Here is a 14,779-nt window from a genome sequence, read left to right on the forward strand (position 1 = left end):
ACTGCTCGCTTGAGTGAAAATATGGTACGATAATCTGTGATTCAAGTGGGCGACGGGCTAATGCATCGCAAATAATAGGGGGATCGTAATGGATCAGAGAAGAAGACTGAGAGTATGGTTTATTTTTGCTATTTTGTTATTTATTTTTATTGGGTTAGTGGTTCAGCTTGGAAGCTCCGGTCCAGGTCCAATAGGGATCGATCAGAACGTGCAAGACTGGATGCAATCGATTCGTACCGATATGAGGACGGAATGGATGCTTGGAGTAACACAGTTAGGCTCTACAACTGTTTTCGCTGCTATACTTCTGATTGTTGGCGGGGGGCTGGCCTTTGCACGCAGATGGATAGACGTAATCATGTTGGTTGCTCAATTGTCTGTTGCTTTTGTCTTGTACAAAGGATCTAAATTATTATTTGATCGCCCGCGTCCTGAGATTGAGCATTTGGTGGAAGCGACCGGCAGCAGCTTTCCTAGCGGTAATGCATTGATGGCTGCCGCATTCTATGGGTTTGCCGGGTTGCTGCTTGCTCGATTGGCTAATCAAAAGAAAGGCATGTCTACCTTAATCCTCGTTGTTACGTTTGCAGTTATTATTATGGCTGGCTTCAGCCGTGTTTATATGGGTGTGCATTATATGACAGACATAATAGCTGGTTATGCTGCAGGCGGTGTATTATTGTGCATAGCCGTTATGCTGTGGCATCGGATCTTGAGAAGCAATAAGTAAAATCGCATAATCCGCGCATACTAGAGGTATCTCTAAATTTTTGGAGGCCTCATGCGCGGACGTGTCTTATTGATTGAAGATGAAGATAGAATTGCCAGGGTGTTGGAGCTGGAGCTCCAGCACGAACAATATGAAACTGTTCGAGCAGCGGACGGTCAAGCAGGTCTAGAGCTTGCTCTCGCGGAAACATGGGACATTATTCTTCTGGACATAATGCTTCCTAAGCAGGATGGTCTAGAAGTATTGCGTAACATAAGAGAACAGAATTGCACAGTGCCTGTTATTCTTTTGACTGCAAGAGATGATATTAAGGATAAAGTGATTGGACTTGATCTTGGGGCTAATGATTATGTTACCAAACCTTTTGCCATCGAAGAATTGTTAGCTCGAATGCGGCGTCTACTGCGTGTGAGTCAAGTAAAGTCTCAGTGCGAGGAAAGCTACGAGCTCGACGGGCTTAGCCTGGACTGCAAATCGAGACGTGTAACAAGAGACCAACAGCTTATTGAGTTAACCCCGACGGAGTACGATTTGTTGTTATACCTGCTTAGAAATGTGGGAATCGTCATGACTCGTGAGCAAATTTTGTCCGAGGTATGGGGATACGAATTTGCAGGCGATACGAACCTGGTCGATGTTTATATTCGATACTTGCGGCAAAAGGTGGATAAGGGGTTCAAAACCAAGTTGATACATACTAGCCGGGGCGTAGGTTATTTCGTCCGTGAGCCAGACTGAGCGGCAGACTATGAGCTTAAAGGTTCGTCTTATGGTGCTCTCGTCGGTTTGGCTTGTGCTGATCCTGGTTTTGTTCAATGTGTTCATTTATTTCTTCGTTGTTAACATTACTACCAAAAGTGAAAAGGAGCTCATGCTGAATAAAGCTAATGCCATCCTCGAAAGGAAGGATTTGCTGGATCCCGTTTTTTGGAGTGATCCTTCTCTGCTTGAGGAATTCCTCGTAACGAATGAGATGATCCGAATTATTGGTCGATTGGGAGCTATTCAGATACAAGTGTATACCGATCGCAAATTAACGGAGAAACCAGTAGAATGGCGCACTTCCTACCATACGAAGATTGTTCATATAGACAAGAAGCGATATCTATATGTCCAGGTGCCCATGCTGGCGGGAAATGAACAAGTAGGGATGCTGGAAATTGGTCGCACGATGCGGTTGTGGAATGAGTATATGGACGTCCTTCTATCGGCTTTGACTATTACCTCACTTGGAGCCGTAGCCTTGTCAATTATCGGAGCCTTATTCTACTCCAGGTTTATATTCAAACCGATCTCCCATTTACTCGCAACGATGCAAATCATTCAAGAGAGCGGCACTTTCCGTAAGCTGAACCTGGATTACACGTCACGTGAGGATGAATTGGGGAAGCTAAGTATTACGTTTAACGGGATGATCGACAAGCTGGAAGATCATTTTCAGCGGCAACAACAGTTTATTGCAGATGCTTCCCATGAACTGCGAACCCCTTTAACAATCATTGAAAGTTATGCGAATATGTTGAACCGCTGGGCTAGCAACGATCCAGGACTGCGACAGGAAGCATTGGATGCCATTATTGCCGAGTCTAAGCGTCTAAAGGGACTTGTCCAGTCACTTATGCAGTTGGTTAATCCCGATCTCCAAGAAACGGTCCATATGCATGCGTTAAATATCGTAGTCTTGATCCAGAATGTGGCTTCGTCAATGGAGCGTTCTTTTGATCGCGAGGTCTCGGTGCAAAGTGATGCCCGGAGTTATTATGTGTCTGGCGATTCTGAGAAGTTGCGGCAGCTTCTTATTATCCTGTTAGACAATGCGATTAAGTATAGCTCTAAGCCAATATCGGTATCGATCCGAAACAAGGAAGGATTCGTAAGTATCCAGATCGCAGACCGAGGCATCGGGATTGAGTCCCAAGAAATTCCTCATATTTTCGATCGGTTCTATCGTGTAGATAAAGCAAGAACACGCCAGTCGGGCGGCGTCGGTCTTGGCTTGGCCATCGCCAAACGAATCGTACAGCTTCATAATGGGCGAATCGAAATTGAGAGCGAATGGGGAGTAGGTACGACGATTACGGTTCTGTTTATGGAGATGCGAGCTTGACCAGAAAAGTGAACAAGAGGCCTGTTCAAATTGAATAGGCCTCAAGGTTTCATGTGGAAGATCCATATTATTATAGTACGCGTCTAGCTGTAATGTAATGCGATTTCCAATAAGAGGAGTTTAGCTTTGAAGTTGTAACGCCAATTCCTTTTTTGTAAGTGTGAAGGAATTTACCATTCCCCATATACACGCCGACATGAGCTATTTTACCTCCTGAACCACCTGTAGAGAAGAAGACAAGGTCACCTTTTTTCAAATTGCTCTTGGATACGAAGTGACCGACTTGTGCTTGGTTCTTCGAGGTTCTTGGTAAAGAGATACCTTGCTTTTTAAATAAATATTGCATGAAAGAAGAGCAATCGAAGGCGCTAGTTATTCCGCTTTTTGCGCCGAATCTATAAGGAGTCCCCCAAAATTTCAATCCCATTGAGACAATGCGGTCTGCTCTGCTAGAAGCATCTACTTCTACAGTTGCAGCTTGTGCTGATTGCGAAGCGAACGCCAGGTTACCTGATAAGGCAATTGTAAGGACAAGTGCTGTGCTCACTACAGGTTTCATCCAACGCTTAAACGATGTATGCATAAATACCTCCAGATAGATTCTAGTTGTAAGGAATAATTCCATAGGCGGCCACCTGAAAGTAGTATAACAGAACTATTTTCACCACCATTTACCACCCATGCAACTAGGTCTAGAGACTCAAGGAATGAAAGCGTATTATTAAAATACAATGAGAATTTGTAACCTGAATTTGATTGACAACCCTTACAAAAAGTGATATAAAGCTCAGAATGAGAGAATGTGAAGTGTTCAAACGAAAGGAAATACAGGTGAGGAGTATAGCCGATGAAAACCTATACATTCGAAGCAAAACTTCTTAAAGATGAGCAGATGGATGCAGCCTACATAACGTTTCCTTACAATGTAGAGAAGGAATTCGGAACCAAGGGACAAGTAAAAGTGAAGGTTGTATTCGATGAAAAAGCAGAGTATCGAGGATCTTTAGTAAATATGGGGTTAGCCCAACATTGTCTGGGTGTCACACAACAAATAAGAAAACTAATAGGCAAAGCTCCAGGGGATATTGTTTGCGTGTCGTTATTTGTCGACAACGAAGCAAGAGTTGTGGATATTCCAGCAGATCTGCAAGAGGGGATTCATACTAGGGGTCTGAATGAAGCTTTTCAGAAATTATCTTATAGTAAACAACGCAAGATCGTAGATTCTATTCTCAATGCCAAGAAAGCAGAAACAAGAGCTAGAAGAATACAAGAAACGCTCGATACGCTCAAAACCGATTAAAGACTTGCTTTTGCATGAACAACGATGCAAGAGCAAGTCTCAATACTAGCAGCATTTTAACCGATCTCAATCAACTCATAACCTAAGTCATATCCTTCAGGTGCTTGAGTTTCTATTTCTACGCCTCTAGGAGCTTCTACACGAAGAATCATACTTCGGTTTGCCTCATCTACACGCCAAGAGACGTCGATGCGGCCCTCTCCAGGGAGCGGAACAGAACCGCGCGCCCAGGTAAGTCCAACAGGCTGAGGAGCGATAGTTACTTTCGTCCATCCTGGTGTCAAGCCGCGCACGCCCAATACATAAGCCCCGAGAAAGTAAGCTGGTCCAGCGGACCAAGCATGACAATGGCTGCGAGTGAGCATCTTTGGATTCTTGTTGTAACCGCTGCTCGGATACATTTCCCAGCAAGTGGTTGCATCATTCTCGATCATAACTCCATATTGCTTACGCATGTCCTCTATAAGCACATCATATCTGCCCAGCTTGACTAGTGTCTCGTAGTAGAAGAAGGACATAAAAGGACTGCCAATTTGTACGAACGATTCGGGCGGATCCATCGTGTAACGCTCAAGCAAATGTGCCTTGGCGCCCTGAGGAATACCGCACAAGATTGCTGTTACTTGAGTCTGCATGCTAGTAGTTGTGGACAATCGCCCGTCTGGATATACACAGTCCACGTAGGCTTGCCGGCTTTCGTCCCACAAATACTGATCAATTGCTTCTCGGAGTTTATCGGCACTGACCATGTATTCTGTGCATTCCGTATGATTTCCAGTAATGGCGGCAAGCGCGGCGGCATCTCTTAGCGCTTGGACCATAATCATATTTTGCGGAGTAACGATTCCATCTCGCGGTTGCTCGAAAGGTGCCCAATCCAGCAGATTCCAACCCTTCATGTAGAATAATCCCCGGTCGTTCACCTTTAATAAGAAATGATCAAGGGTATGCTTCACATGCGGCCATACGGATGAAGCAAAATCTGCATCACCGGTGAATAAATAATACTCATAACAAGCTTTCACCCAGAAAAAGGTCCAGTTGGGGATCACGCTATTCCAACCGCTGGGAACTTGATCCGCGAACAGCGGCGTTTGGAAGGAGGAGCCCGGCACAAGCTTCAAGCAGCGTTCCACAATTTCTTTGGACCCGAATAAGTAGTAATTGACTAACGCTTCATTACGAGCATCTCCGACCCAATAAGCCTGTTCGAAGGTTGGACAATCTACGAAAGTATCCTCCATGCACATCACAGTCGTATTGCGGCTAATCTCCCATATGTCATTCAATAACGGATCGGAGCAATGGAATCTTCCGACTTCAGCTACTGGATAGTTACTCTGTGCCATAGACACTTCATAAATCTTGACAGGTCTTGATGCCCCGCGAATGGTGACCGTTAAATATCGAAGCCCTCTCCGTACAAAAGATGTATAAATTTGCCTGCCTTCCTTGCATATATATCGCAACGTATTGTCAACCTGATACGTATTCTGCCTCCATCCGTCCCTCATGTACTCGAATCCGTACCAATCGATAATTGCACCAGTGGGGGCATCAATCTCAAAGCTGATGTAACCGGACAATTCCCGACCGAAATCAATGACTAGCTCCGTGTCCAAATTCCCATATACAGGAATCGTTGCTGCATTAGGACCAGCTATAACTGCGTTCTGGATAGAATGGGGAACAGGTTTCATATGGCTTTCTGTTTTCCATACACAGACTCCAAACACATCCTGAAGATTAATGAACGGTTGGTTGAGAGGTCTAACCCAATGCTCTACCTGTAATAAGTCGTCGGCTCTAGACAATTGCTTAGTCCGTTCGAAGTCAGGATGGTCGGTTCGAGGTGATCTCTCTTCCTGATGATCGATTAATTCGACTGTATCAAATGGTCCAATCGTGACGAATGGGGAAGAGGCAGAATTCGTGACTGTATCAAGAGCCTTATTACCAAGGTGCTCAAGCGGATTAAGCACTTCGAATGGCTCTGTACAATCCAATCCGATATGGAAGCCATGACCATGACTGTATCCGCTGACATTCATTAGGATGAAATTATCCCCTTGCTGCAGCTCGCATGTAAGGAATCGTTCCGGGATTTCACCCGTGTATGCACTATAGTCGTACCAAATGCCATTAACACTAATTGTATTGGGAATACGCCCATCATCTACCATTCCGATTGTACATGTGGCATGCTTCTTAACATGTATGACTGTTGCCAAATAACCGGAAAAAAATACATTGTTAGCATGATTCTCGCTCTCTGGAACGAAATGATTGCGCAAGTCGATAACGGCAGCCCAAGGAACTGGCTTTACTGCGCTTAAGCTTTCTACACGTACAGGATATAAAGTTTCCTCTGTCAAATAAGGAATATCTCTCTCAACCAGCTTCACCCAGGGCTCCATACCCGCAGGACCTATTACAGCAGCTTGGTCCCAATCGCTATCTTTGAATTGAGATTGGGTCCAACCAGCATCCCATGCTCTTGCATCATTGATTTCGGTGAATGGAAGCTGGCAGGATATACGCGAGGAATGAACGTCGTGTCCTTTATGAATAGAAGTTAGCCAAGATTCGTCCGTTATTAACGGGGTATCTTCTTCGTTCAGACTGATTTGTGCAAGTAACCCGCCGCGACCGCGCAGGTATTGGAATGTCGGGACTCCATAATGCATAACTAACACCGCTATCACATTACATGCCCCGGGAATAAGAAGATGAGCAATCTCGTATTCGTCATAGGCCAATTCGAATGGCCATGAGCGTACAGGACCGCGTCCAACTTGATTGCCATTCACGTACAAAACATAACGAGAATCAGCCGTCAGACGAATGGTTGCCGATTCCGAGCCATGTTCGGGCGCAACAAATGATTTACGGAAGCAGCGCCATTCATTCCTTGGGCTCTCAGGACCATCTCCCCAGATCCATTTTGCTTGCCATTCGGTATCCTCTGATATTACTGTCTTGCTTGAATTAGCCATCGAACTTTTCAACCTCCCAATGTCACCCTCGTTTGTACCAACTTTACAAAATACTAGCTTTATTATAAGGTGAGGAGAATACGAACATGCCTGTCGTTTCGGACAATTATTGGGGTCAAATCGGTCGCGTCAGTAATACGAAGGAGCAATAGAGGATGAAGAATAATCGGATCACCACAACGAGCAGCAGCATGTATTTGACTCAAGAGTCACCTGTGTTTGTGAATCGGGTATCAGAATCTTTTATTCTGGGTCAACACAAGCATGAGTTCATTGAGATGAACTATGTAGTCGAAGGGAGCGGGTACCAATATATCGAGGGGAAGACGATTCCTGTTCATCGTGGAGATGTATTTTTTTTGCCATTAGGAGTATCCCATGTATTCCGCCCTACGACACCTATGTCAGGACGTGATCCATTAATTGTGTACAATTGTTTGTTCAGTCCCTCGTGGGCTGCTGGACTTAGCAAGGAGTATCTGATAGGTGATGGTATTCGTCAACTGCTCATGTCTTCGGTTCCTGAACAGAATTGGCTGCATGTACGAGATCGGGAAGGTGTTCTATATCGAGCGTTCAATTCCATGTACGAAGAGTTCTTGAGGAAAGAGGAGCATTACATCGCGCTCATTCAAGCAGAGATCGTACGTGTTCTTGTAATTATGAGTCGGATGCAGAACGCTCACTGCTCTCAACATATTGATTCTGAGCATGGCATCGAACAGGTGCGAGTTCGGAAACGACATACGGATGAAGCTATTGATGCTTGTGCAGAACAGATTCGCAAGCAGATGGACTGCAAGTTGTATTTGCCAGTCTTATCTGAGAGTGCGGGACTTAGTGAACGGCAATTTCGAAGACGATTTACGGAGCGGATCGGCATGTCCTATATTAGTTATGTACATAAGTGTAGAATCGAAGCGAGCTGTGATCTGCTGCTGACGACAGAACATAAGATAGCTACAATTGCGCAACAGGTCGGATACCAGGACATCAAATTTTTTAACCGGCTATTCAAGAAAAAAACCGGCGTGACTCCAAATCAATTCAGGAGAAATAACGATTAGATGATGATCATAGCAGGTACCAGAATTTGGAGTATACACAGATGAAGAGGGTTTTGTCGAATTTCGTCGAATACATTTTTATTGCAGTTTTTGCTCGGGTAAAAGGGGGTTTCACATGACGGTACTGCGAGAGATGAAATCCAATCAAAGGAATAAGTTTAGTCTTGCTACTCTTCTTACTGGACTGGTTTCCCTTACTGTTATTCTCACATTAACGATTCTTATAATTGCATCCTATCAGTCTAATAAGCAAGCCCTTCACGACACTACGCTTACTTTGAACTATTCCTCTGCTACGAAGATGAGTCAGACTATGGATTCTTTATTCAAATCCATGCGGAGCAGCCTGAAATACACAGTGGCAACTTTATCGAACAGCAGACATTTTTCGAGTGAAGATATGCTGCAGCATTTGGAATTAGCCCGGAACAATAGCAACTATTTCAACTCCCTTGTTGCTGTTGATGAGAATGGGATCGTCCGCAGTGTATCGCCTCAATCTGCCGGCAGTATAGAAAGAACAATAACAACAGAGGCTGCCAAGGAAGCTCTTGCTCTCAGGAAATCCTATTTATCTAGAGCATACTATTCAGCAAACGGAAGACTAATCGTGTTTATGAGCGAACCTCTATTCGATGGGAGCGGGACCTATCGCGGGTTTCTTGGAGGAACCATTTATTTGCAGCAGGATAATATTCTGAATATGATTTTTGGGAGCAATAACTCAGAAGAGACCGGTTCCTATATGTATGTAGTGGGATCAGATGGTTATTTATTGTTCCATCCCGACAAAAGTCGGTTAGGTGAAGATGTGAACGCCAATACAGTGGTCCAGAAGCTCGTACAAGGTAAAAGCGGATATGGACCGGTAATCAATTTACAAGGGGTGCCTCTTCTGGCAGGATACTCTAGCGTTCCAGAGAATGGCTGGGGGATTGCCGTGGTTTCTCCTTTAAGTGCGGTGCAGGAACAGTTAAATCTTCAAATCAGAACTATATTACTTTACACATTGCCTGCGTTTATATTGCTATTACTGGCGGTTATATGGTTTGCGCGCAGATTGGCCAGTCCATTCGTATCTCTTGCTAACCTTGTGAGTATGATGGGGCGGGGGCGAGTCAATCCTCCTGAAGTCAAGCATCACTGGAACAGGGAAGCTGATTTGTTGGCAAAGACCATTAGCCTTGCTCTGACGTATATTAATAAACAAACCGATCAATTAACTCGAGATGCCATGACAGACCCTTTAACCGGTCTTCATAATCGTCGAACGCTTGAGAAATTAATGAACAATTGGACAGTAAACCAAATCCCCTACTCTCTGGTGATGATTGATATAGACAAATTCAAAACGATAAATGATACCTACGGTCATCTAGTTGGAGATGAGGTATTAAAGCATCTGGCTGAGGTTATCTCTTTAACGATCCGTTCTAGTGATGAATGCTGCCGATACGGCGGGGAAGAATTCGTAGTATTGCTGGCCCGCCATTCCGCGGAAGAAGCCTATGTCGTGGCTGAACGAATAAGGATCGCAGTCGAGAATAGTGACGCAGGAATCGGCAAGCCTGTTACCATTTCATTAGGTATTGCTCATTATCCGTCCCAGACGGATACTATCGAGACCTTATTCACTCTTGCTGATCAAGCTTTGTACAAAGCCAAGGGTAGCGGGAGGAACAGAACGATTATTGCAGAATAGTTGGAGTGCAACTTGACTATTCCAGATCTATCTCATAAAATGCAGTTGGATATTTCCCGAGGATCACTCTTTCTTTGACTTGCCGAAAGCCCTGATTCGCATGTTTCTTATTTTTATTTCCATTGTGCACGAACACTTCCTTTCTTGGTTTACGTCTAAAATTTATTGTACAAGAAGACTTTCTGTTGTGTCTTGAACATTTTCTAATGAAGACTAACTTACTGGGAGGAATTGACATGCCCCAAGGTTTAGAAGATCGCACTTACTGGATCGAGACCATGAGCACAATTGCAGAGCCTGTGCTTCACCATCTATCCAATCGTACGCTTAAGCAATCCATGCCCATTGAACGTAAGCTCGAGGACCGACATATGTACACTCACCTAGAGGCACTTGGAAGATTGCTTACCGGCATGGCACCATGGTTGGAATCCGGTGAACGGGACGGGGAGGAAGGCATGAAGCGAGAACGATATGCTGAATTGGCGCGTCAAGCGATCGATGCAGGAACCGACCCTTCGTCACCGGACTTTATGAATTTCTCGGAAGGGATGCAGCCAATCGTAGATGCGGCATTCCTCGCTCATGCTATCATTCGGGCACCTCAGCAATTGTGGGACAAGCTTGAACATAATGTTCAGAATCAAGTGATTCATGCCTTGAAGGCCACTCGAACACGCAAGCCCCACTTCAGCAACTGGCTGTTATTCGCGGCAATGATTGAAACGATGTTGTACCGTGCTGGTACGGATTGGGATCGGATGCGCGTGGACTTTGCACTTAAGCAGCATGAACAGTGGTATAAAGGCGATGGCATCTATGGAGACGGACCTGATTATCATGCAGATTACTACAATAGCTTCGTCATTCAGCCCATGTTGGTAGATATTCTGGAAACATTGGGCCATGAAGACCCCGAGTGGGCTAAGATGAAAGAAAAGATTGTAAAGCGCGCCCAGCGACATGCTGCGCAACAAGAGCGTCTGATTTCCCCGGAAGGAACATTCCCGGCTGTCGGTCGTTCATTAGCTTATCGCTTCGGGGCATTCCAGCTGTTGAGCCAGATGGCATTGCAGCATCAACTGGATGCGGCTATAGATCCGGCACAAGTTCGTAATGCTTTGACGGCGGTGATTCGACGCGTTATGGCTGCACCAGGAACCTTCGATGAGAACGGTTGGTTAACTATCGGTTTCTGCGGTCATCAACCGGAGATCGGGGAAACCTATATATCGACGGGGAGCTTGTATTTATGTACTGCTGTATTCTTGCCGCTCGGCTTACCTGCCGAAGATCGCTTCTGGGAGGGCGATGCGGATTGGACGGCCAAGAAAGCATGGAGCGGGCAACCGTTCCCGATCGACAAAGCATTGTACTAATCGAATTGCTAATAACAGAATTCAACATTAAGAACCTCTGGCGTAATATCTCCAGAGGTTCTTGTTATTTTACACATAAGGTGATCCAACGGTCTATAGAGATTAATGTACGGGTAAATTTGGAATGGGGGGATAAATTAATGAATAATTATTACATTCAGACCAAATCCGATCTGATTGAAATATTACACGAGTGCATAAATCAAGGGAAATGGAATGCGGCGATTACAATCATAACGACCATTCAGTCTATGGAGGAACAAAAAAATGACAAGATCATCGTGCCCATAACAGATGAGTAATTTCTCGATAAATGCATATTATCCATGTGACTTTTGTTTCAAATATATCTCTATGGCTTAAAAATAAATAGGCTTACTTAAGGAGGGGACCATAATGCCATGGAACAAAGGGGACTATCCGCCATCTATGAAAAATATGGAAGTGAGAACCCGCAATAAAGCAATAGAGATCGCCAACGCCTTGTTAGAAGATGGATATGAAGAAGGCCGCGCTATTGCTATTGCAACGGCTCAAGCCAAAGAATGGAGCAGCAACCATCCGGATCATACCGATGATCATGATTCTAACCGTAATCAACTTCGAGCCAATATTCACGTCGTCCCCAGGGACGAGCAGTGGGAAGTGAAAGAAGAAGGGAAGGATCAGCCTCTTTATCATTCAGACACGAAAGCAGAGGCAGTAGAGAAAGCGCAAGAGCTAGCTTCCAACAGCAATATAAGCGCCATCATCCATCGCAAGGATGGAACGGTCGAGCATTCGTATAATTACAGGTAAAACCTTCGATAATAAAACGTAAGCTATCGGACCAAAGGAGATGATCTCAAGATGAGTTCTAACAACACACAGACGCAAACCTTTCCTCCGCAGCATCAGACTCATATGCCCGGTGTAGAAACTGAAATGACACCGAGACCTAAATCGGATGATAAGACCTATAAAGGATCAGGCAAGCTGACAGGCAAAGTAGCCATAATAACGGGCGGGGATAGCGGGATAGGCAAATCGGTTGCCATTTTTTATGCCAAAGAAGGCGCTGATGTTGTTATCGCGTATTTGAACGAAAATGAGGATGCCCAAGCGACCAAGCGGTTAGTTGAAGCGGAAGGCAGCAAGTGCTTATTAATCGCAGGGGATATTGGTCAAGAACCCTTTTGCCAGAACGTCATCAAGCAGACGGTCGATACGTTTGGCAAATTGGACATTGTAGTGAATAATGCAGCCGAGCAACATCCCCAACAAGACATTACAGCCATAACGCAGGAGCAATTGGAGAAAACGTTCCGCACCAATATCTTCTCCTTTTTTTACTTAACCAAAGCGGCGATGCCTCATCTGCATTCTGGCAGTGCAATAATTAACACGGCTTCTATAACAGCCTATAAGGGAAGCCCGCAATTACTGGACTACTCTTCAACGAAAGGTGCCATTGTAGCCTTTACGCGTTCATTGGCCATGAATCTTGCGGATAAAGGGATTCGCGTTAACGCTGTTGCTCCAGGCCCTATATGGACACCGCTTATCCCTTCAACATTTGATGAACAAAAGGTTGCAACTTTCGGTTCAGATACACCAATGAAGCGAGCAGGCCAGCCGGAAGAATTGGCACCGTCTTACGTATTTCTGGCTTCGGATGATTCTTCCTATATGTCAGGGCAAGTTCTTCATGTGAATGGCGGAGAGATCGTCAACGGTTAACTATATTACACATATAAAAACCTTTCTCGTCAGGGGCGAAAAAGGTTTTTATGTGTGCGGCTATATTTGGATTATGATAGGAAGAATCATCGGCCGTCTTTTGGTCTGAGTGTATACATATTTACCGATTGCTTCTTTGATCGTTTGTTTGTAAGTCCCCCAGGGACTAGCATTGGATTCCAGCAATGTATTGACCGTAGCTAACGTGATTCGATTTAACTCAACCATGAGATCCTCTGACTCTCGAACATAGACAAAGCCTCGGGATATGATGTCAGGTCCTGACAATACCTTGCTTTCCGTCTTACTGAGTGTGATTACGACAATGAGAATCCCGTCCTCAGACAAATGCTTGCGATCTCGCAGAACGATATTGCCAACATCGCCGATGCCTAATCCATCTACAAGAATATTCCCTGTTGACACTCTCCGAGATTGAAGGGCAACTTGATTCTCAATTTCAACAACATCACCGTTATTAATTATAAAAATGTTATCTTTGTCGACTCCTACCGATTCTGCTAATAACGCATGCATATGGAGCATTCGATATTCACCGTGAATCGGGATGAAGTATTTGGGCTTCATTAAGGTTAGCATTAACTTCAGCTCATCCTGGCTGGCATGACCGGAAACGTGCATGCCGGTAAGCGTGCCGGAGCCATATATAACTTTGGCTTTCAATTGAAAAAGATTATCCACGATGCGGGCCACATTTCGTTCATTGCCTGGGATAGGCGTTGCTGCAATAATAACCGTGTCTCCAGGCAGCACTTCTACTTGCCTATGGTTAGAGCTAGCGAGACGGGATAGTGCCGCCATCGGTTCTCCTTGACTCCCTGTACATAGAATAACAACCGTTTCTGGTGTATATCGGTTCACTTCACTTGCATCGATCAGCATGCCTTCAGGGATGTTCAGGTACCCTAAGTCCAATGCAATAGTTACCACATTGACCATACTGCGGCCTAGTAGGGCGATTTTGCGATTAGTCTTCCCAGCAGCGTCTATCACTTGCTGGAGTCGATGAACATTAGAAGCGAATGTTGAGATGAATATTTTCTGCCGGGCTTTGATAAAAGCTTCTTCAATATGCTCACCCACTAGACGCTCAGATGGGGTAAAACCAGGTCGTTCCGCATTCGTGCTTTCTGATAACAAGGCCAGGATCCCGTTTTTACCTATGTCAGCCATTTTATGTATATCCGGATATTGCTCATTCACTGGGGTAAGGTCGAATTTGAAATCGCCAGTATGTACTACCGTTCCCTCAGGCGTGTGAAAGGCTATGCCGAGGCAATCGGGGATACTGTGATTCGTACTGAAAAAGCTAAGCGAAATGGCACCTAGCGTAATTCGGGTGTCTGAGTTGATTTGGTTCAATTCAGTCTGCCTAAGCAGTCCGTGTTCCTGTAACTTATTCTCGATTAAACCAAGTGTTAGACGTGTTCCATACACCGGTATATTCAACTGCTTCAGGATATAGGGAATGCCCCCGATGTGATCTTCATGTCCGTGTGTGACAATCATTGCTCTAACCTTACTCGCGTTCTCCAATAAGTAGGATATGTCGGGGATAATCAGATCGATTCCAAGTAAATTCTCATCAGGAAATTTAGAACCGCAATCCACGACAATGATATCATCCTTATATTGAATCACATACATATTTTTGCCGATTTCATTTACCCCGCCCAGAGCGAGAATTGCTAGTGCACTTGCCGATGCGCTCATTCTAAAACCCTCCTTGTTGATAATTGAGTACCGTGAGAAGAA

At 44.8% G+C, this 14,779-nt stretch carries 13 protein-coding genes; 10 read left to right on the forward strand and 3 right to left on the reverse strand.

The window, feature by feature from the left end; translation table 11 throughout:
* Nucleotides 1-88 precede the first annotated feature (88 nt).
* Genes AC58QD_RS04525 through AC58QD_RS04535 form a run of 3 tightly spaced genes read left to right on the forward strand, consistent with a single transcriptional unit; the run spans nt 89 to nt 2,837 of the window.
* Nucleotides 89-730 (forward strand): phosphatase PAP2 family protein, encoded by a 642-nt coding sequence (locus tag AC58QD_RS04525; RefSeq protein ID WP_497330473.1) that lies wholly within the window; start codon nt 89-91, stop codon nt 728-730.
* Between the two features lie 51 nt (nt 731-781).
* The gene (locus AC58QD_RS04530; protein WP_497330475.1) at nt 782-1,468 is read left to right on the forward strand and encodes a response regulator transcription factor; all 687 of its coding nucleotides are present in this window, start codon (nt 782-784) and stop codon (nt 1,466-1,468) included.
* A complete protein-coding gene (locus AC58QD_RS04535) occupies nt 1,455-2,837 on the forward strand; it encodes a sensor histidine kinase (RefSeq protein ID WP_497330477.1) in 1,383 nt (460 codons plus the stop codon). The genes AC58QD_RS04530 and AC58QD_RS04535 overlap by 14 nt, the downstream gene beginning before the upstream one ends.
* A gap of 70 nt (nt 2,838-2,907) precedes the next feature.
* Here the strand turns inward: AC58QD_RS04535 and AC58QD_RS04540 are convergent, their stop codons facing one another.
* On the reverse strand, nt 2,908-3,420 hold the full coding sequence (locus AC58QD_RS04540) for a C40 family peptidase (RefSeq protein WP_497331393.1): 513 nt from the start codon (nt 3,418-3,420) through the stop codon (nt 2,908-2,910).
* A 264-nt stretch (nt 3,421-3,684) separates the two neighbouring features.
* Here AC58QD_RS04540 and AC58QD_RS04545 point away from each other — a divergent pair, with 264 nt between their 5' ends.
* Nucleotides 3,685-4,140, forward strand: coding sequence for a YdeI/OmpD-associated family protein (locus AC58QD_RS04545; RefSeq protein ID WP_497330479.1), 456 nt, complete (start codon nt 3,685-3,687; stop codon nt 4,138-4,140).
* 56 nt (nt 4,141-4,196) lie between these two features.
* Here AC58QD_RS04545 and AC58QD_RS04550 read toward each other — a convergent pair whose 3' ends face one another.
* The gene (locus AC58QD_RS04550) at nt 4,197-7,136 is read right to left on the reverse strand and encodes a family 78 glycoside hydrolase catalytic domain (RefSeq protein ID WP_497330481.1); all 2,940 of its coding nucleotides are present in this window, start codon (nt 7,134-7,136) and stop codon (nt 4,197-4,199) included.
* Between the two features lie 155 nt (nt 7,137-7,291).
* Here AC58QD_RS04550 and AC58QD_RS04555 point away from each other — a divergent pair, with 155 nt between their 5' ends.
* The 6 genes from AC58QD_RS04555 to AC58QD_RS04580 all read left to right on the forward strand — a co-directional run bounded on the left by AC58QD_RS04555 (nt 7,292) and on the right by AC58QD_RS04580 (nt 13,003).
* Complete coding sequence (locus tag AC58QD_RS04555) at nt 7,292-8,203, forward strand: helix-turn-helix domain-containing protein (RefSeq protein WP_497330483.1); 912 nt, start codon at nt 7,292-7,294, stop codon at nt 8,201-8,203.
* A gap of 115 nt (nt 8,204-8,318) precedes the next feature.
* The gene (locus tag AC58QD_RS04560) at nt 8,319-9,905 is read left to right on the forward strand and encodes a sensor domain-containing diguanylate cyclase (RefSeq protein WP_497330485.1); all 1,587 of its coding nucleotides are present in this window, start codon (nt 8,319-8,321) and stop codon (nt 9,903-9,905) included.
* 236 nt (nt 9,906-10,141) lie between these two features.
* Nucleotides 10,142-11,284: a DUF2264 domain-containing protein gene (locus tag AC58QD_RS04565; RefSeq protein ID WP_497330487.1), complete on the forward strand. Its 1,143-nt coding sequence runs from the start codon at nt 10,142-10,144 to the stop codon at nt 11,282-11,284.
* 140 nt (nt 11,285-11,424) lie between these two features.
* Complete coding sequence (locus AC58QD_RS04570; RefSeq protein WP_497330489.1) at nt 11,425-11,586, forward strand: hypothetical protein; 162 nt, start codon at nt 11,425-11,427, stop codon at nt 11,584-11,586.
* A gap of 94 nt (nt 11,587-11,680) precedes the next feature.
* Nucleotides 11,681-12,082: a DUF2188 domain-containing protein gene (locus AC58QD_RS04575; RefSeq protein WP_497330491.1), complete on the forward strand. Its 402-nt coding sequence runs from the start codon at nt 11,681-11,683 to the stop codon at nt 12,080-12,082.
* 51 nt (nt 12,083-12,133) lie between these two features.
* The gene (locus AC58QD_RS04580; RefSeq protein ID WP_497330493.1) at nt 12,134-13,003 is read left to right on the forward strand and encodes an SDR family oxidoreductase; all 870 of its coding nucleotides are present in this window, start codon (nt 12,134-12,136) and stop codon (nt 13,001-13,003) included.
* Between the two features lie 60 nt (nt 13,004-13,063).
* On the opposite strand, the gene AC58QD_RS04585 is transcribed toward AC58QD_RS04580, so the two are convergent.
* Nucleotides 13,064-14,737, reverse strand: coding sequence for a ribonuclease J (locus AC58QD_RS04585; protein ID WP_497330495.1), 1,674 nt, complete (start codon nt 14,735-14,737; stop codon nt 13,064-13,066).
* Between the last annotated feature and the right edge of the window lie 42 nt (nt 14,738-14,779).

This window comes from Paenibacillus sp. J2R1T-4, from assembly GCF_059692235.1.